General features: G+C 49.9%; 10 protein-coding genes, 3 rRNA genes and 2 riboswitches. Of the genes, 2 read left to right on the forward strand and 11 right to left on the reverse strand.

Translation table 11 applies throughout. The annotated features are described in order from the left end of the window. Positions 1–265 precede the first annotated feature (265 nt). A complete protein-coding gene (locus NYE29_RS06585) occupies positions 266–2,404 on the reverse strand; it encodes a DNA topoisomerase III (protein WP_340894976.1) in 2,139 nt (712 codons plus the stop codon). 128 nt (positions 2,405–2,532) lie between these two features. Between NYE29_RS06585 and tsaA the strand changes: the two genes are divergently transcribed. Both tsaA and NYE29_RS06595 read left to right on the forward strand, forming a co-directional pair. Continuing rightward, positions 2,533–2,976: a tRNA (N6-threonylcarbamoyladenosine(37)-N6)-methyltransferase TrmO gene (tsaA, locus tag NYE29_RS06590; RefSeq protein ID WP_340894977.1), complete on the forward strand. Its 444-nt coding sequence runs from the start codon at positions 2,533–2,535 to the stop codon at positions 2,974–2,976. A 67-nt stretch (positions 2,977–3,043) separates the two neighbouring features. After that, positions 3,044–3,982, forward strand: coding sequence for an AraC family transcriptional regulator (locus NYE29_RS06595; RefSeq protein ID WP_340894978.1), 939 nt, complete (start codon positions 3,044–3,046; stop codon positions 3,980–3,982). A 99-nt stretch (positions 3,983–4,081) separates the two neighbouring features. Here NYE29_RS06595 and NYE29_RS06600 read toward each other — a convergent pair whose 3' ends face one another. From NYE29_RS06600 to NYE29_RS06645, 10 genes are all read right to left on the reverse strand, one after another. Continuing rightward, positions 4,082–4,837 carry an acyl-[acyl-carrier-protein] thioesterase gene (locus NYE29_RS06600; protein WP_340894979.1) on the reverse strand — a complete coding sequence of 252 codons (756 nt, stop codon included), beginning with the start codon at positions 4,835–4,837 and terminating at the stop codon, positions 4,082–4,084. Positions 4,838–5,099: 262 nt separating this feature from the next. Beyond that, positions 5,100–5,216: ribosomal RNA gene (gene rrf, locus NYE29_RS06605) — 5S ribosomal RNA — on the reverse strand. Positions 5,217–5,349: 133 nt separating this feature from the next. Continuing rightward, a 23S ribosomal RNA gene (locus NYE29_RS06610) occupies positions 5,350–8,276 on the reverse strand. A gap of 246 nt (positions 8,277–8,522) precedes the next feature. Next, positions 8,523–10,078: ribosomal RNA gene (locus NYE29_RS06615) — 16S ribosomal RNA — on the reverse strand. Together the 16S, 23S and 5S rRNA genes form the textbook arrangement of a ribosomal RNA operon. Positions 10,079–10,440: 362 nt before the next feature. Beyond that, the gene (locus NYE29_RS06620; protein ID WP_340894981.1) at positions 10,441–11,247 is read right to left on the reverse strand and encodes a transglutaminase-like domain-containing protein; all 807 of its coding nucleotides are present in this window, start codon (positions 11,245–11,247) and stop codon (positions 10,441–10,443) included. Between the two features lie 13 nt (positions 11,248–11,260). After that, positions 11,261–11,343, reverse strand: a riboswitch (cyclic di-GMP riboswitch). Positions 11,344–11,416: 73 nt separating this feature from the next. Beyond that, positions 11,417–11,498, reverse strand: a riboswitch (cyclic di-GMP riboswitch). Between the two features lie 121 nt (positions 11,499–11,619). Further along, complete coding sequence (locus NYE29_RS06625) at positions 11,620–12,225, reverse strand: class D sortase (RefSeq protein ID WP_231578372.1); 606 nt, start codon at positions 12,223–12,225, stop codon at positions 11,620–11,622. 96 nt (positions 12,226–12,321) lie between these two features. Then, positions 12,322–12,726 (reverse strand): GtrA family protein, encoded by a 405-nt coding sequence (locus NYE29_RS06630; protein ID WP_340894984.1) that lies wholly within the window; start codon positions 12,724–12,726, stop codon positions 12,322–12,324. Next, positions 12,716–13,696 carry a glycosyltransferase family 2 protein gene (locus NYE29_RS06635; protein WP_038585635.1) on the reverse strand — a complete coding sequence of 327 codons (981 nt, stop codon included), beginning with the start codon at positions 13,694–13,696 and terminating at the stop codon, positions 12,716–12,718. Before NYE29_RS06635 ends, NYE29_RS06630 begins: the two co-directional genes overlap by 11 nt. Positions 13,697–13,739: 43 nt before the next feature. Beyond that, positions 13,740–17,564 (reverse strand): phospholipid carrier-dependent glycosyltransferase, encoded by a 3,825-nt coding sequence (locus tag NYE29_RS06640; protein ID WP_340894985.1) that lies wholly within the window; start codon positions 17,562–17,564, stop codon positions 13,740–13,742. Continuing rightward, entirely contained in the window at positions 17,561–19,564 is a 2,004-nt protein-coding gene (locus NYE29_RS06645) for a glycosyltransferase family 39 protein (RefSeq protein ID WP_340894986.1), read from the reverse strand. Before NYE29_RS06645 ends, NYE29_RS06640 begins: the two co-directional genes overlap by 4 nt. Positions 19,565–19,667: the final 103 nt, after the last annotated feature.

Consider the following 19,667-nt stretch of genomic DNA (forward strand, 5'->3'; position numbering starts at 1 on the left):
CTGCTTATTCATTTTTTAGAGTTGCTCCTGCTCTTTTGCCGATCTTCTTAGTAAAACATATCTGTCTTTTGTTTGACAGCCCTAAAATCCACTCCGGATTCTGATTATTTCATGGTTAACCGGAATTTGTGTCTCTCCAAGCACTTCGGTGCACAGCAGCACCTAAGCCGCCCTTCTTAACTAAATAAGCCTGCCGGGAATTCCGGCAGACTTATTTGGGTTTTTAATTTATGGTTGAATGTCCGCTTCACAGAGGTTATTAAGCTTAATCTCCCTTCTGTTTGGCCTCCATTGCTGCTTTGAGCAGCTCACCCAGATTCGAGCCTACGCTTTCAGGTTTGCTGTACTGCTGCACGAGCTTCTGCTGCTCACGTTTATTGATATGCTTGTGGTCCTTGTCCATTGTCTCTGTTATTCCGCAGCCCAGACACTGTACGTAGAGGCCCGCCTTGCCTTCTTTAAGCTCCATTTTCTTATGGCACTGCGGACAACGGCGGTTCGAAAGCCGTTTCTCTCCGGCACGGGTATAGCCGCAGTCATCAGCAGGGCAGACCAGCAGCTTGCCCTTTTTGGTCTTCTTCTCCAGCATTCTTGTCCCACATTCAGGACAATGGCTGCTGGAGACATTATGCGGCTTGTATTCTGCGCCGCTGCTCTTGACGCCGGATACGAGTTCCTGCGCCATACTGCGGATGCCTTGCAGAAAAGGCTCAGGCCGCCCTTGTCCGCGGGCAATCTTCTCCAGCTCGGCCTCCCAGCGCGCCGTCAGCTCCGGCGTGCGCAGCTGTGCCGAGACTAGTTCAATCAACTGCTTCCCTTTGCCTGTCGGGTGAAGAGAATTGCCTTGCCGCTCGATAGTATCCGAGCTGACCAGCTTCTCAATGATATCGGCCCGGGTTGCGGGTGTTCCGAGGCCATGCTTCTCCATCTGAGTCAGCAGCGAAGCCTCGTTATACCGTTTGGGCGGCTGCGTCCGCCCTGGGCGGATCACACAGCGCAGAACCTTAACGGCCTCACCTTCACGCAGCTCTGGCAGCTTCACACTGCTTGCCGCAGGCTCATCGGCTGTATTATCTTCTTCGTCGTCATTGCTCATATCACCGCCGTACACCTCACGCCAGCCTGCGTCCTTTACCGTGGTGCCTTTCACATGAAAGCTCTCGCCTTCCACGCTTACCGTGACGGCCACCGCGTCATAACGGGCCGGCGGATAGAACAGGCTGATAAATCGCCGCACGATCAGATCATAGAGCTTACGCTCTTCCGCACTAAGCAGATTTAAGAGCACTGTCTGCTCCGTAGGAATAATGGCATGGTGATCGCTCACCTTGCTGTCATCTACTATCCGCTTTGTAATGGGCAGCGGTTTACGCAGCAGCGGCCGTGCCAATGCCGCATAGGGTCCGACCGCGATGCTGTCCAGCCGTTCCTTTAACGTCCCCGTCATATCCGAGGTTAGATAACGGCTGTCCGTACGCGGATAAGTGACCAGCTTATGCTGCTCGTATAGACGCTGCAGCACACTGGATGTTTGTTTTGCCGAGAAGCCGAACTTGCGGTTGGCATCCCTCTGCAGCTCGGTGAGATCATAAGCCAGTGGATGCGGCTCGCTTTTCTCGCTTTTTTGCACCTTGGCGATACGCCCGCTTCGGCCGGTAAGCTTGTCATTGAGCTTCGCTGTCTTCTCCTTGTCAAAAATCCGGCCATCCCCGCCCGGAGCACGCCAACCCGCCTGGAAATTCCCGAAATCTGCGGTCAACATCTCATACTCCTGGGAACGGAAGCCTGTAATTTCGTTTTCCCGGTCCATGATCATGCCGAGCGTGGGTGTCTGCACACGGCCAGCCGACAGCGGAGCACCGAACTTGCAGGTTAAAGCACGGGTAACGTTAAGACCAATCATCCAGTCCGCCTCTGCACGGCAGCGCGCCGATTCATACAGACGGTCAAAATCCCGGCCCGGACGCAGTGACGCAAATCCCTCTTTGATCGCCTTATCCGTCTGCGAAGAAATCCATAGACGCCGGAACGGCTTTTTCCAGCCGGCCATATTCATGATCCAGCGGGCCAGAAGCTCCCCTTCCCGCGCTGCATCCGTTGCAACGATCAGTTCGTCGATATCCTGGCGTTTCATCAGCTGCTGCACAGCCTTATACTGCTGGCTTGTCTCACGCAGCACCTTAAGTTTGGCCTTCTCCGGCAGAATCGGCAAATCCTCCAATGCCCAAGAAGCAAATTTATTGTTATAGTCTTCAGGTTCTGCCAGACCAACCAAATGCCCTAAAGCCCAGGTAACTACATATTTCGGACCTTCAATATAGCTCTTCTGTTTATTCCCGCAACCCAGCACCCGGGCAATCTCACGCGCAACCGACGGCTTTTCCGCCAATACCAATACCTTCATAATTCTCTCCCTTCCTTGCCAACAACCTATTATACCATGATCTAAAAGACCGCAAATATCGTCAGGCTGAATTCCACCTCCACATTATACAATAGGCTGTATCCGTTATCCGAAAGGAGTCACAGTAAATGTCCAAGCAAGAAGTGTATAATGTCATACCAGTAGGTGTGGTTGCCGGGCAGCCTGACAATCTGCGTCTTGAGCTTAAACCTGAATTTCACCCTGCCTTGAATGGCCTGCAAAATTTCAGCCATTGCCAGATCCTTTGGTGGATTCATGAGTTTGCAGATGACCACTTCCGGCAAACTACGCAGGTTCAGCCTCCATATGAGGCACCTTTAAGTGGAGTTTTTGCCTCCCGCTCTCCTGTCCGCCCCAATCCTTTAGGCCTTAGTGTAGCTGCCATAGTGTCTGTCGATATGGAATCGGGCATTGTCGAGGTTGCCGGACTGGATGCTTACCCTGGTACGCCAATCCTCGATATCAAGGCTTACTTTCCCAGTACGGACCGCGTCAAAGATGTCACTGTCCCTGAATGGGCCGCCGGTTGGGGAGACTGGGTAGCTGATTAATGAGTGCTGATAGCTGCTCAACTGCAGCAACTTACATTTTATTCCATTAATTCCTGAGGGGGTAGACATGAACAATTACCAGCTCGTCGTCCAGGCTTTGGACCATATTGAAGCTGAACTGAAATCTCCATTGTCTGTCACTGCCCTCTCCAGGAGAACCGGCTATTCTCTGTATCATTTCATTCGTTTATTCCAGGCCATTACGGGGATAACACCGGGGGATTATATAGCCAGACGCAAAATTACCGAGGCTGCCAAGGATCTTAAACGATGGCCGGAGCGTTCTTTCCAGGACATTGCACTGGATTATTATTTTAACGACTACGAGACCTTCACCAGGGCTTTTAAAAGGTTGCTTCATACCACACCGACGCAGGTCCGCAATAAACGAAATAATCCTCTGCTTCCACTGCTGCACCGGCTTCACGAACAGGACCTGCTTCATTTGCCTGTAGTTCAAGGAACGCCTCCGCAGATCGTAAAGCTAGATGAAATTACTCTCAAGGGACCTATTGTGAACGTTATCGCTGACTATTCTGTAATCTCCGAAGCCTGGTCCCAGCTGTTCACCAGAGTGCCCAGCCTGCAAGGCCGCAGGCTTCCCGAACGGTATTATCAAGTGGGCTACTGGGCTGACGATTTTGAAAACAGCGGGGTTTCCTTTATATGTGCTTGCGAGCTTTACCCTCAGCCAGAGATATCGGGCCGTCATCAATATGCCGTAACTCAAACCTCTTATCGCCATTCCGACGCCTCTGAACAAGCGCAACTATCGGCGGATTTTCCTGTGTATACCTTGCCTGCAGCCACCTATTTAAAGTTCATACATAAAGGGTTGTCGAAGGATGTCTCTTATACCTACAAATATATATATGAGACTTGGCTTCCAAAAAGCGAATACCGGCTTTCCCTGCCTTACGAATTCGAATATTATGGTGAGCAATATCTGGGCCCGGATGACAAAAATTCAATAAGCGAGATTTATGTTCCCTTGGAACTGCTGTAACACAAATGTCCGTATCTGCTAAGCAGACACGGACATTTGTATAGGGTTTCTAAGTCTCGGATAGTTTCCCCTCATGTATAATTCCTATATGTATTTCCGTTAATGTGCTTCTTCACCAAGTTCCAGACAAGCTGCAAATGATATAGCCTGCTCCAGCTTTCCCTGAACAAATGCACCTTCACTTGTTAGCTGTGACCGCACAATCATCAGTTCATCCCCATATTTTGCCTCCTGTACATAAGTAATCCTGAACCGCTTCAGTTCCTTCACACCCCATTCCTCCAGAGACAAAGCATCGCAGCACAAATCACCATAACGTGCATTGTTCAAATGATTATTGCTGTCCAGACCACTATATCTGACCTGATACCGGTAAGCTTGTTCCATGGAGATGTTCTGAGGAATGGTTACCTTATCTGGAATACTGCCGACCGAATCACCTTCATAATGCAGTACTGATATGGGAAGAGCAGATGGCCGCAGCAGCTTACGCTTCTCCGTATCCACAAGCGCCCAGATTGAACGCGCCATGGCTACCTCTGTATGATCCTTATCATAAATACGGTAGTCACGCTGCCACATGGCTCCTTTGGTCCCTTTACTCCATGTGCGCACTGTCAACTCATCATTCAGCCGGGGGATACGTTTAAACTCCAGATCAAGAGTGATCATCATCCAGCCCATCCCTGCCTCCAGCATCTGTTCAAGACTGAGGCCAAGTGCACTTACCGCTGAGTCAGCCGTACGCTGCATCATTTCCAGAATAAAAGACAGCTTAGCCTGGGAACGGTAATCCGTATCGCTGGCTTGAACTACAAATCTTTCTATCCACACAAGATCGTCTGTATTATCCACTGAAATATCCCCTTTGCTCGCGAAGCTCCCTATTATCAACATTAAAAGTCACATATATCCACAAATACTCAATACTATCCACATTAATTGGGGAGTACTTTTGATTCATTGTATATTTCATGATTCTTATCCACATGTGGACAAGTTTTTCTTCTATTCACTTTATCCCCTATCCTATCCACATTCAATAGCCAGCAGTTAAATCTTAACGCAAAAGGCAACAAAAAAGCCACTGTTGAGAAACTCAACAATGGCTTTGTGTGCTTGGCGGCGTCCTACTCTCCCAGGACCCTTCGGTCCAAGTACCATCGGCGCTGGAGGGCTTAACGGTCGTGTTCGGGATGGGTACGCGTGGAACCCCTCCGCTATCGCCACCAAACATGATTTTTCGAAGCTTCCGCTTCTCGAAATCGCTGCGAGAAAAGATCAATCCTCTGAAAGGACATGCAGCTTAGGTGTTGCAGGCTTGATCGCCTGAAAACTGAATCCGAAACAAATCTGCGTCTTACTTGTTGGATAAGCCCTCGACCGATTAGTATTGGTCAGCTCCATGCATTGCTGCACTTCCACCTCCAACCTATCTACCTCGTCGTCTTCAAGGGGTCTTACTAATTGGGAAATCTCATCTTGAGGGGGGCTTCACGCTTAGATGCTTTCAGCGCTTATCCCGTCCGTACGTAGCTACTCAGCCATGCTCCTGGCGGAACAACTGATGCACCAGCGGTACGTCCATCCCGGTCCTCTCGTACTAAGGACAGCTCCTCTCAAATTTCCTGCGCCCACGACAGATAGGGACCGAACTGTCTCACGACGTTCTGAACCCAGCTCGCGTACCGCTTTAATGGGCGAACAGCCCAACCCTTGGGACCTACTTCAGCCCCAGGATGCGATGAGCCGACATCGAGGTGCCAAACCTCCCCGTCGATGTGGACTCTTGGGGGAGATAAGCCTGTTATCCCCAGGGTAGCTTTTATCCGTTGAGCGATGGCCCTTCCATGCGGTACCACCGGATCACTAAGTCCGACTTTCGTCCCTGCTCGACTTGTTGGTCTCGCAGTCAAGCTCCCTTATGCCTTTGCACTCTTCGAATGATTTCCAACCATTCTGAGGGAACCTTTGAACGCCTCCGTTACTCTTTAGGAGGCGACCGCCCCAGTCAAACTGCCCGCCTGACACGGTCCCCGTACCCGATTAGGGCACTAGGTTAGAACCTAGATACGATCAGGGTGGTATCCCAACGGCGCCTCCGCAGAAGCTTGCGCTCCTGCCTCTACGGCTCCCACCTATCCTGTACAGATCGTACCCAAATTCAATATCAAGCTGCAGTAAAGCTCCATGGGGTCTTTCCGTCTTGTCGCGGGTAACCTGCATCTTCACAGGTATTAAAATTTCACCGGATCTCTCGTTGAGACAGCGCCCAAGTCGTTACGCCATTCGTGCGGGTCAGAATTTACCTGACAAGGAATTTCGCTACCTTAGGACCGTTATAGTTACGGCCGCCGTTTACTGGGGCTTCGGTTCACAGCTTCGGATTGCTCCTAACCGCTCCCCTTAACCTTCCAGCACCGGGCAGGCGTCAGCCCGTATACTTCGCCTTGCGGCTTCGCACAGACCTGTGTTTTTGCTAAACAGTCGCTTGGGCCTTTTCACTGCGGCCCCCTCGGGCTATTCACCCTACCGAGGCACCCCTTCTCCCGAAGTTACGGGGTCATTTTGCCGAGTTCCTTAACGAGAGTTCTTCCGCGCGCCTTAGAATTCTCTTCTCGCCTACCTGTGTCGGTTTGCGGTACGGGCACCTTCTCCTGGCTAGAGGCTTTTCTTGGCAGTGTGAGATCATGACCTTCGCTACTATAATTTTCGCTCCCCATCACAGCCCAGCCTTAATGGTGTGCGGATTTGCCTACACACCAGCCTCACTGCTTAGACGGACATCCATCAGTCCGCGTCACTACCCTCCTGCGTCACCCCATCGCTCATAGCGGATTACGGTGGTACAGTAATTTCAAACTGTTGTCCTTCGACTACGCCTTTCGGCCTCGCCTTAGGTCCCGACTTACCCTGAGCGGACGAGCCTTCCTCAGGAAACCTTGGGCTTTCGGCGGATCAGATTCTCACTGATCTTTTCGTTACTCATACCGGCATTCTCACTTGTATGCTGTCCAGCGCTCCTTACGGTACACCTTCAACCTGCATACAACGCTCCCCTACCCCAGATACATAGTATCTAGCCATAGCTTCGGTGGTGTGTTTAGCCCCGTTACATTTTCGGCGCAGAGTCACTCGACCAGTGAGCTATTACGCACTCTTTCAATGGTGGCTGCTTCTAAGCCAACATCCTGGTTGTCTGTGCAACTCCACATCCTTTCCCACTTAACACACACTTGGGGACCTTAGCTGATGGTCTGGGCTGTTTCCCTTTTGACAATGGATCTTAGCACTCACTGTCTGACTCCCGGCAAGAAGTTAATGGCATTCGGAGTTTGACTGAGCTTGGTAACCCTTGCGGGCCCCGCACCCAATCAGTGCTCTACCTCCACCACTCCATTCACCGAGGCTAGCCCTAAAGCTATTTCGGGGAGAACCAGCTATCTCCGAGTTCGATTGGAATTTCTCCGCTACCCCCACCTCATCCCCGCATTTTTCAACATACGTGGGTTCGGGCCTCCAGTGCGTGTTACCGCACCTTCACCCTGGACAGGGGTAGATCACACGGTTTCGGGTCTACGTCCACATACTAAATCGCCCTATTCAGACTCGCTTTCGCTGCGGCTCCGGCTTCTCACCTTAACCTTGCATGTTAAACGTAACTCGCCGGTTCATTCTACAAAAGGCACGCCATCACCCATAGATCGGGCTCTGACTTTTTGTAAGCACACGGTTTCAGGTTCTATTTCACTCCCCTTCCGGGGTGCTTTTCACCTTTCCCTCACGGTACTGTTTCACTATCGGTCGCCAGGTAGTATTTAGCCTTAGCAGATGGTCCTGCTGGATTCATACGGGGTTTCACGTGCCCCGCACTACTCGGGATCCGTCTCGGAGAGAACACAGTTTAGGTTACAGGGCTTTTACCTCTATCGCGGGCCTTTCCAGACCTCTTCACCTACCATATTCCTTTGTAACTCCATGTGAGACGTCCCACAACCCCAAGGGGCAAGCCCCTTGGTTTAGGCTGTTCCGCGTTCGCTCGCCGCTACTGACGGAATCACTATTGTTTTCTCTTCCTCAGGGTACTTAGATGTTTCAGTTCCCCTGGTCTGCCTCTATCTCCCCTATGTATTCAGAGAGAAGTAACTGCGAATTACCACAGCTGGGTTTCCCCATTCGGACACCCCCGGATCAAAGCTTGCTTACAGCTCCCCGAGGCAGTTTCGTTGTTCGCCACGTCCTTCGTCGGCTCCTGGCGCCTAGGCATCCTCCGTGTGCTCTTATTAGCTTAACCAATGCATTTTTCCAGAAGGAAAATCGCTAGTATCACTATTAATTAAAACTTGTTCACACAAGTTTCAGCTAAAAGATGTTCTAAAACGCAAATTCGTTTCGGTATCCAGTTTTCAAGGATCAAGGTGTTACTTGAGAGCTTAAACTCTCAAAACTGACCAACGAGTGAGTAACAGGCCTAAACCTGAGTTTTGGAAGTAATACTTCCGATTTGAATGTTTCCATTGCAGGAAACGATTCTCCATAGAAAGGAGGTGATCCAGCCGCACCTTCCGATACGGCTACCTTGTTACGACTTCACCCCAATCATCTACCCCACCTTCGGCGGCTGGCTCCCTTGCGGGTTACCCCACCGACTTCGGGTGTTGTAAACTCTCGTGGTGTGACGGGCGGTGTGTACAAGACCCGGGAACGTATTCACCGCGGCATGCTGATCCGCGATTACTAGCAATTCCGACTTCATGCAGGCGAGTTGCAGCCTGCAATCCGAACTGAGACCGGCTTTGCTGGGATTGGCTCCACCTCGCGGCTTCGCTTCCCGTTGTACCGGCCATTGTAGTACGTGTGTAGCCCAGGTCATAAGGGGCATGATGATTTGACGTCATCCCCACCTTCCTCCGGTTTGTCACCGGCAGTCACTCTAGAGTGCCCAGCCTTACCTGCTGGCAACTAAAGTCAAGGGTTGCGCTCGTTGCGGGACTTAACCCAACATCTCACGACACGAGCTGACGACAACCATGCACCACCTGTCTCCTCTGTCCCGAAGGCCGCCACTATCTCTAATGGATTCAGAGGGATGTCAAGACCTGGTAAGGTTCTTCGCGTTGCTTCGAATTAAACCACATACTCCACTGCTTGTGCGGGTCCCCGTCAATTCCTTTGAGTTTCAGTCTTGCGACCGTACTCCCCAGGCGGAGTGCTTACTGTGTTAACTTCGGCACCAAGGGTATCGAAACCCCTAACACCTAGCACTCATCGTTTACGGCGTGGACTACCAGGGTATCTAATCCTGTTTGCTCCCCACGCTTTCGCGCCTCAGCGTCAGTTACAGCCCAGAAAGTCGCCTTCGCCACTGGTGTTCCTCCACATATCTACGCATTTCACCGCTACACGTGGAATTCCACTTTCCTCTTCTGTACTCAAGCCACCCAGTTTCCAGTGCGACCTCAGGTTGAGCCCAAGGTTTAAACACCAGACTTAAATAGCCGCCTGCGCGCGCTTTACGCCCAATAATTCCGGACAACGCTTGCCCCCTACGTATTACCGCGGCTGCTGGCACGTAGTTAGCCGGGGCTTTCTTCTCAGGTACCGTCACTCCGGTAGCAGTTACTCTACCGGACGTTCTTCCCTGGCAACAGAGCTTTACGATCCGAAAACCTTCATCACTCACGCGGCGTTGCTCCGTCAGGCTTTCGCCCATTGCGGAAGATTCCCTACTGCTGCCTCCCGTAGGAGTCTGGGCCGTGTCTCAGTCCCAGTGTGGCCGTTCACCCTCTCAGGTCGGCTACGCATCGTCGCCTTGGTGAGCCGTTACCCCACCAACTAGCTAATGCGCCGCAGGCCCATCTCCTTGTAGCAGATTGCTCCGCCTTTCATCCTCCGTCCATGTGAACAAAGGAATTATCCGGTATTAGCTACCGTTTCCGGTAGTTATCCCAGTCAAAGAGGTAGGTTGCCTACGTGTTACTCACCCGTCCGCCGCTAAGTTAATCCGGAGCAAGCTCCATCATAACTCCGCTCGACTTGCATGTATTAGGCACGCCGCCAGCGTTCGTCCTGAGCCAGGATCAAACTCTCCAAATTGGTATTTAGAAAGAGCGATTGCTCAATTTGAAACATCTGACGAGAATTTACATTCTCTAATTTTGGATCTCACTTGCGTGATTTCCATACTCACTCGTTGTTCAGTTTTCAAAGATCAAGCTCGTTGTCAGTGTCGATTATCTCGTCACCAGCAACTCTTATAATATATCACGTTTGATTTAGAAACGCAAGCTTTTTTTTGAAACAACTTTTCAGCCATTTCTTATTTACTTGGGTGCGCTCTAACAACGCTTACCTATAATACCCCACATCAATATAAAAAAGCAACCCCTTAAACAAAAAAAAGATAACCGGCTTAAATATTAAGCGGGTTATCTTAGGGTAATCATCATTCTACAGGATTAGTAGATCTTAGCTGCTGTATATTTGCTCGACGCTTTGGTGAAGCCTGATTCTTTGTTCTTACCCAATCCGGCGTCCACTGTCGTATCAATCGTTACCCATTTGCCGTTAAGCAATACTTCATTCCAGGCATGATATACAGATACATAACTCGTATTGCCCATTACCAGCTTTGTCGGAATTCCTTCACTGCGGAGCATGGTGGCGAACAAAGATGCATAATCGTAGCAAATCCCTTTCTTACTAGCGAGTGTGTTGTCGTTGTTCGGGATATAATCCTGCGTAACATTAGCCGCTAAGGTATAGTCGTACTTTACATTCGCCACGATGTAATTATAGATAGCTTGTACCTTTGCTTCATCAGTGGTCAGCCCTTGCGTAAGCTGCTTAGCTTTCAGTACTGCTTTATCGGAAGAATTCCATTTCACATTCTGTACGGAACTCAAATATACGGCGTTGGTGTTGCTCATGCTCAGGTCTACGGTTTCGGAAGAAAGCACTTTGTATTTGTTGCCGCTGGTGTTCTCTAGGACTGACACTTTATAAGCGCCATTCCCCTGCTGCAGTGGAAACGTTTCTGTAGCTTTGGAGGCATATAAGTTATAAGAGTAGCTCTTATTGTCTTTAGTAATCATGAGCTTGATACGTTTGTCCTTGGGAACATCATAGGAAACTTGGACAACCCCTTGGCTCAATTGCGATGTATTTAACCAGCCCGACTCTACGCTGGAAGCGTTAGCTGTGCTTACTTGAACTGAAGTAACCAGGACGAACAAGGTCAAGAACATATAATAGAACTTCTTCATGGATAAAACCCCTTTCGGTAGCTGGCTGCCATCCATACCCGGGAAGGCCCTTTAGCTTTGCGTCCCTACCTTTCGATAGGTTTGCCGTTATCGTTTAAGCTTTATCTGTTCCTACTACTATTGGAATATACTAGATTCATCTTAAAAACAAACAAAAAAAGCCTCTTCATTCGGTAGCTGGCTGCCATCCTTACAGGGAAGGCCCTTTAGCTTTGCGTCCCTACCTTTCGATAGGTTTGCCGTTATCGTGTTTAGCTTTTATAGTTATATAGTATCATATTAATGCCTAGTTACAAGACCTAAATCACTAGATTTCTACTTAATTCATTTAAATTTTTATAATTTTCGCATTTTATGATCTGTTCTCTTACTTCAAACCGCTTTAGCGTGGATAATCAGTCGATGGGTCGGATTTACCAAAGGATCACATGTAATGAGGGTAAGGATCTTATCTTGTTTATTCCCGTTCAGTACAGACACATCCGTAGGCTCAACAATCGAGATATCATAAACCTCGTATTTATACTCCTGATCGCTTGTCTTGACGGAAATGGTATCTCCGACCTTTACTTCGTTCAGTCTGTTGAATAATCTCCCTGTAGTCCTAGACCTGTGTGCAGCTATGGCAGCATTGCCTATTTCACCGATTGGAGCGGTTTCCTTCATATGGGCTGCGGCATGCTTCATGTTGGCTTTGGTCGCCCCTTCCAATATGGGCAATTTCAAATCGATTTTGTCGATTGTGATAATTCCGGTCACTTTGCCGCCGACCTCTATTTCCTGCTCTGCCGGTTCAGCAGCCTGCACTGGTTCATCCCCAGCTGATTCTTCTGCCAGCAGTGCAGTGACCTCGGCGTACTGTTTTTTCAGATCGGGCTCTGACGAAGGGGCCAGCTCACTATAAGCCTGTTCAGCCTCCTTCAGCAGCTTCTCTTGCTGCCGGTCGTTATACCATTCGCTCGCTTTTGGATACAGCATGACTAGAACTCCTGCAATTATGATCAAATAGGAAAACTTACGCATCAAATCCCCCCGATCTTTAAGATAAAGAAACTCCACGGCCCAACATCTGACTTAAAATACCCATTTACGGCTACCAAAGAAATTGATGATGACGGTGACGAACGTAACCAGCACTTTGGAAATCAGCACCTGAACTCCAAATTTGTCCGTTAGCAGATGCATCAGCAGCACTGATATCCCCAGTACAACCAGGTTCAGTATGATGAATCGGACTAATTGCATACGGTCAAAACTGTCCTTGTTAGCCTGACTCTTATCCTTAAAGGTCACCTTCTTGTTCCAAAAGAAACTGTTCGCTGTCCCTGCGCTATAAGAAATAATCTGTGCCGGGGTGTTCATCATACCCAGAGAATGCAGCAAGGTAAATACGGCGAAATCAATTAGCGTATTCAGTAAGCCTACAGCATTAAATTTTAAAAACTGGATAAATCCCGCATTCAGCTTCCTATCTGCCATAATCATTGTCCTCTTGCCGCTCCTCATGCTCCCCGCCCCGGTAACCCTTGGTCTCACGCACGATGTACAGCGGTCTATCCTTGGATTCATCATATATCCGTCCAATATATTCACCTATTACGCCAAGCAGCATCAGCACGATGCCGTTAAACAACAAATTCACACCGACGATGGAAGCCCAGCCCGGAACCGTCCATGAGGTGAAAAAGATTCTCTGGAACAATACAAAGAACAGATACACAAAGCTGGAGAAGGAGAGAAAGAAGCCTACATATGAGGCTATTTTCAGCGGCTTATGTGAAAATGAGGTGATGCCGTCAACCGCAAACCGGATCATTTTCTTCAGCGGGTATTTGGTTTCACCTGCAAAACGTTCCTCCCGCACATATTCCACCATCGTCTGCCGGAAGCCGACCCAGCTCACCAAACCTCTGACATAGCGGTTTTTCTCTTTGAGTCCACGCAGCACATCGCATACTTTACGGTCGATGAGCCGGAAGTCGCCTGTATCGGTGGGAATCTCCACACTGGTCATGCTGCTGAGCAGACGGTAAAAGAGCTTGGCAGTCACTTTCTTGAAAATAGTCTCCCCATGCCGTTTCAGCCGTTTGGCGTAAACTACCTCATAGCCCTCTTTCCACTTGGCAATCATCTGCAAAATGACCTCGGGCGGATCTTGAAGATCCGCGTCAATCACCACAACAGCCTGGCCTTGCGCATAGTCCATTCCGGCCGTAATCGCGACCTGATGACCGAAGTTACGGGAGAAGTCAATCAGCTTAACATGCTCGTCGCTGCTGCTGATTCCACTCATGATCTCAGCTGTGCGATCCCGGCTCCCGTCATTAACGAAGATCAGTTCATAGGTATCACCGCATTCGTCCATGACTTTCTTAAGCCGCTCATACGTATATTGAATAACTTCTTCCTCATTGTACATGGGGACAATTACACTGTATCTGGCTTTCACCTTTGTTCCTCCTAAAAGTTTTGTAGCACTACGCACTCCCCTCCTAGAATACCCAGGAAGGGAACCAGCGCAGCACATCCGTCACATATTCTTTGTCAACCACCATTCCCGACAACACCGGATAGAACAGTACAAAAAGTAGCGCTGCGACAGCCACGTATGCATACCGGATGTACCTAGCTTCCCGATATTTGCTGTCCAGCAGCTTCATGATATATACAATAGCAAGAATCATGAACGGTACCATCGCAAAATAATGGTATAGGAACGTCTCACGCGGTACAAGCATCCAAGGGACATACTGCGAGAAAAAGCCGATCCAGATCATGTACATGCTTTTGTCTTTCCGTTTTACGGTAAGCCATACCGTAGCCAGCATCGCGAAGATCCCGGTCCACCAGATTAGCGGATTGCCTATGGTGACTATGCTGCTTACCTTGCCTTCCGGCAATCCTTCGCCGCCGCTGAAGAACCATACCGGCCGTTTCATAAACGGCCATTCCCACCAGGAGGAAGCAAACGGATGCGTGGCGACAAGCTGGCTGTGGTAGTTATACATATTCTTTTGCGCATCGATCAAGCCTTTTACAGTAAACCCTTCGGCTGTTACGGACAGCGCAGGGATAAAGGACAGGCTATAGATAACGGCAGGAATAACTACAAAGAAAACAACACAGCTGGCCAGCGTAACGATGGTGTTCTTCCAAAAGGAACTATCTGCCGTCCGGCAGGCGTCCTTGAGCTCCTGGTCACTTAATTTGCCTTCAGCCAGCACACGCCCAGCGGCCTTATGTTCCCTATAGCGTTCAAATAAGGCGAGCGCCAGCATAATGGCCAGCCCGGCTCCTCCATAGAGCACAATCCATTTGGAGGCGACGCCGATGCCGAAGAACAATCCGGACCAGAACAGCGGGACAAGTGTCTTGCGCAGCGGAACACGGTAGAAATTCATCGTGAAATACCGCTGCATGAAATAGAACATTAACATGATGAAGAATACGCCGTATACATCAATTGTAGAAATCCGTGTCTGCGTAAAATGCATGAAATCCAGTGCGAAGAGTCCTGCGGCAAGGGCGGCGTAAATGCTCTTTTTGAACAGGCGCAGCGCCATGATATAGATTAGCGGCAGCATAGCGATTCCGAACAATGTACCGATAATCCGCCAGCCGAACGGATTAACACCGAATACCTCCATGCCGATAGCAATCAGAAGCTTGCCGAGCGGCGGGTGGGTATTCTCATAAGGGACGATGCCATGCGTGTATTCATAAGCTGTCCGTGCATGGTAAATCTCATCAAAATAGGTGCTGTTCATGAAACCGGTATTTTCCGGTATGATTGACTGTTCGTCAAACAGGTTGGAGGGGACGCCTCTTTTTGGCGCTGCACCGGCATCCGGGGTGACACTTGTAACCGGAAGCGGAGTTTTCCCGCCCCCCTGCTCGTAGAAGGCCATTTCATTTAAGGTAAAGCCCGGTGAAGTCACCGTAAGCTTCACGTATCTTGCCGCAACGTTCAGCGGCTGGCTTTTCCAGATGAATACATTGCCGACATCCTCATTCACATCGAGCGGACTGCTCCAGGCATCCGGCGTCTGGCTGAATTCCAGTTTGAATTTACCGGTCCCGACACCTCCAAATACGTTGACACGCTCCAACTGGCGGCTCTGGCCCAGATCGACATAAAAGCTTTCGCCGCTGGCAGCCGGTTCCCATAAGGTTTCGGGAGCTTTTGATGAGCCCAGGTGGTAAAGAGCCAGGGCTGCGTAGACGGCAGTAATAGCCAGCATCCAGATCCAGTCTTTACGCTGCATTCTGAACCTGGATCTCTTACCCGGCTGCGGAAGCGGACGAAGCTCCTCGGCGAGTTTCATATCAGCTTCATACTTCTCCGCAGGGGCAGAAGGCAGCGGAAGCAGCTTCGTTTCGTTACGGATATACAACGAATACCCAATGTACAGCATATATAACAACAAAGCGAGATTGGCAATCGACGTAACCAGAACAATTCCGTCCGAAGGCGGATTATTTCCGGCGTTCAGATGGGCAAGCGTGTAGCCTACATTAATGTATTGCGTCAGCGAAAATCCGAGAAACAGCGTCAGAAAACGGCGGTCCCGGCTTTCAATATAAGCGAACAGCGAGAGAATCAGAACCGGATACATGTAACGCTCATGCATTTTGGTTCCGAGTACAAACATAATGACAATCAGCACCATGCCGATGAAGAAAGATTTGGACAGCTCCTTGCGGTCCCGCTTGAAGGAATAATACGCCGCCACGGCTACTGCTGCCAGGATGCAGACATAACCCCAGACCCGGTACGTAATCCCAAGCCATGTAAAATCGAGCGGGGACCACATCGGGTCAGTCAGTGCATAGAGATTAAACGCATTAACCGTAGAATACGGATAGGAAGACAGCGTGCTCTTATACAGATCAATAAGCGCGCCTAACCCGCCGTTATTCCAGAAGAATGGTGCCGCCAGCAAGGCAAAGATCCCAAGTCCGTAAAGAGCGCCCACCGCAAGCTGCTTCCAGGCCCGGTGATGATAGAAGGCAAACAGCAGGACTGGTGTGAAGATAAGTGCCTGCGGTTTGATCAGCGTGGCCAAAGCAAAAAATATCGCTGCACGCACAAAGGCTTTATCGGAGGCCCCGGCAATGCTAAGCAGCAAGAACACTAAAAAGAACGAATCTGCCTGTCCCCAGGCAGCAGAATCCATCAGCACCGCCGGATTAAACAGGAAGAGCAGACTTAAGCCAATTGCCATGCCTGATCCGAGCTTTTTGCGGCCGCCTTTGTAAATCAAATACCCCAGCACCAGATCGGAAAGGATCGCCGGCAGTTTAAAGAGCAGCGTTTCCCCGCCTGAGCCATGCGCCAAGCCGAATAAACCGCGGATCGAGGCCAACAGGTACAATATATATAAATACCCTGGAGGATAGTCTGCAAAATAACCCTCCTCATAGAACTTGCCCGGACCCAAATCCACCATGCGCTGGCCCCAGGCTATAAAGGTATTCATGTCATTCTGATAGCCCTGCGCAGTCAGGCCAATCCAGACCCGCAGGATTAAAGCAGCTCCAACGATGAGATAAAGCCATCTTGTATAAATCACATCCGGCTGCTTCAGCAGTCTGTCGCTCCTGAAGGCTCTATTATATAGAAAAGCGAAGAACACACTGAATAACGCCGAGATCAGCAGCAGCTTGGCCGGTGATACCTTATGCGGAGTTTCCTCTGCCGGATTGTCACCTCCCTGGGCGGCGGCGCCGCTATCCAGTGAAATGACGCCAGCTCCCTCGGGGGCGGCATCCAGCTGTTCTACAGCCAAATCATCGAAATAAGCTTTGCCCTGAATCAAATTGGCGTATCCGCCAAGGGCTGCACCTATACCAAGTTCGGTCTGCTCTTTCCCGGTCTGACCAATAAACTCAAGATACTGCCAGTCTCCGGCAGTATCAGTTGTAGCGGGATACCCGCTGCCGATGCCGACCGGGAATATATTAGCCCCCAGCCCCTGGCCTGCGGCGCTGGCGATTTTGACAAACCCCGAGATCTTGTAATAGCTGTCCGGAGTAACGCTTATATTCTGCACCCATTTCAGATGATTCGGTTCAAGATTCTCAATGACTGCGGCTTTACTGCCGGAATGAACCTCCCCGGACTGGACTGACAATACGCCGGAGCCGTCTCCGGATATCCATGCATCCTTGGTCCAGCTGGAAGGTGCTCCCTCCTCCCCATCTTCAAAGCCTGGATTCTGCAATAAGTTTCCTTCTGCATAGATGCTTGTTACCGGAAGCACAAACAATAACAGCATCAAAACAATGATAGCAGCCGCGCGTGTATTTTTGATCATCGTTCCAACCTCACCTCGTCAATGTTAATCCAGCCGTTCCCGCCGGTTATAAAAATCTCTGCCCGATCTCCCTGATTTAGAGCAACAGGCGGCAGTGTAATCTGATGGTATTCGTCTCCCTTGGTCAGCTCTGCTTCAGCCTGTACGATACCGTTCACCCGCAATCCGATCTTTCCACCCTCGCCGCCGGCACTGACCATGGCTGACAGCTTGTATTTCCCCGGCTCTGTTGGTGCTGTAAAAGCCTGAACGACACTTTTGTCACCACCGGCATCAAGATAGGCAAGATAAGTTCCGGCACCCGGGTTATTGCTGGCAACCCCCGTTCCCTCTGAAAAGCTCCAGCCAGCAGCCCCCTCTTCAAAACCACCGTTTGAAAACTCCTTATCCGCTGTTGTGTCCAGGGGCGTTCCCCCGTCTGCATACTCTTTAACGAGAAGAACACTATAATAGGCAAAATGCTTGACCGTCCCCTCTCCTGTCACAGCTTCAGGGAGGGGGGTTCCGTTCCTGAAGAGATATGCCGAATTCCCGGTCACAACGTCCGGTTTGCCGAACCTGTATCTGCCAAAGGCAGATACCTGCTGAAAAGCCGCTCCCGGATTGACATAGACAACAGATTCCAGAAAATCATGCGGATTGATTCTTTCGTAAAACAGCACAAAGATATAAGGCATATTGATTTCATCCGTAATGTAGACATCTTCTGTACTGTGTTCAGATGCATATTGTATCGCCTCACCCAGCGAATCATAAAACGCCGGACCGATACGCCCGGGGAATTCACGGAAATATGCATTCGTGAATGACCCGAACAAAATGGTGAAAGCAAGAGCAGACAGAATGCCTGCAATTTTTAATTTTTGGTATAGCCATGTAAACCCTGCTGCAACCAGCAGGATCAACGGATAAAAGATAATGTTGATCCGGTTGATATTCACACTCGTGATAAAGGCCATGAGTATGGCAAGGGAGAGCCACAGCAGCACAACCGCATGCGGGATACCCTCGCGGCCGCGTGTCCGCAGCGTATGAATCATCACAAGAAGGCCAGCTATAGCAAAAGGCAAAGCGATCGGGTAAGCATAGCCATACGGTGAGATTGAATTCCACGGCAGGCCGTCGCTTCCACTGAGTAGTATTTTGCCAAAAGCACTAAAATTGTCTGCAGCGGTCTGCAGCAGCTGTCCGCTGAATACGGAAGAGACCTCTTCTACACGCGGCATAGTTAATTTGGGAATAGAAAAGAATGGAGTCGCTATCCCCGGCTGTTCATAGCGGTTGATAACTACAAATAAAAATATGGGAAGGGCCAGCAGGATTAATAGTGCGCTGTTCCACAATAATGTCCGTAATTTTAGCGCTCTACTATACAATAGAAGAAGTGCGGTGCCTAAGGCAAATAAAGGTACAAAAAAGTAGGCTGTTCCGTATGCATAAAGCGACAGGGCAAGCATGATTGTAAAGCCGTAAGTCCATTTGGCGCTACGGAAGGATTTCAGTCCAAAATATACCGCAATACATACCAGAGTAGGCAGCAGGTTGGACTCCAGCGCCCATCTTGACATCATAATATGCCAAGGATTAATCGCGATAAAGAACATAGCGGCAAGACCGGCCACTTTCGATGGGAACAGCTGCCTCATAATTAAATAGAAAAATAGCATGCCCAGCAGCCCCATCACGATACTTACCGCCCGCACAGACAGTGGTGTCAGCCCGAACAGCAGGAGAAAAGGCAGCGATAAATAGGCATAAAGTGCATTCTGCCCGCTGCCCCAGGAAATGAGATGAATGGGCAGATGAACGCCGTTGCGGTCTATCCCATAATGCAGGATGGCATAAGCATCATAGCCTATGGATGCTTCATCCTGGTTAAGTCCCGGAGGGATACTCCCTATGTATATCACCCGCACGATGGCCCCCAGCAGGAAGATCAGCAATGGCCAAGGGTTGTTCTTCCAGGAGCTGTACGCTCTATTAACAATGCCGGACAACATTAATCACCTCTTCAACAATATAATCTAAATGCCGGTTGAAGAAAAGACCGGGACCGGTCGATGTCCCTGGCCGAAACCGCAAGATACAGGTGCTTTGATTCTT

It is taken from the genome of Paenibacillus sp. FSL M7-1046 (assembly GCF_038007405.1).
Taxonomy (GTDB): Bacteria; Bacillota; Bacilli; order Paenibacillales; family Paenibacillaceae; genus Paenibacillus_AQ.

Excerpts from the sequence above, each read along its gene's own strand:
- NYE29_RS06585 (WP_340894976.1), bottom strand. The coding sequence starts at position 2,404 with ATGAAGGTATTGGTATTGGCGGAAAAGCCGTCGGTTGCGCGTGAGATT.
- tsaA (WP_340894977.1), top strand. The coding sequence starts at position 2,533 with ATGTCCAAGCAAGAAGTGTATAATGTCATACCAGTAGGTGTGGTTGCC.
- NYE29_RS06595 (WP_340894978.1), top strand. The coding sequence starts at position 3,044 with ATGAACAATTACCAGCTCGTCGTCCAGGCTTTGGACCATATTGAAGCT.
- NYE29_RS06620 (WP_340894981.1), bottom strand. The coding sequence starts at position 11,247 with ATGAAGAAGTTCTATTATATGTTCTTGACCTTGTTCGTCCTGGTTACT.
- NYE29_RS06625 (WP_231578372.1), bottom strand. The coding sequence starts at position 12,225 with ATGCTGTATCCAAAAGCGAGCGAATGGTATAACGACCGGCAGCAAGAG.
- NYE29_RS06630 (WP_340894984.1), bottom strand. The coding sequence starts at position 12,726 with ATGGCAGATAGGAAGCTGAATGCGGGATTTATCCAGTTTTTAAAATTT.
- NYE29_RS06640 (WP_340894985.1), bottom strand. The coding sequence starts at position 17,564 with ATGATCAAAAATACACGCGCGGCTGCTATCATTGTTTTGATGCTGTTA.
- NYE29_RS06645 (WP_340894986.1), bottom strand. The coding sequence starts at position 19,564 with ATGTTGTCCGGCATTGTTAATAGAGCGTACAGCTCCTGGAAGAACAAC.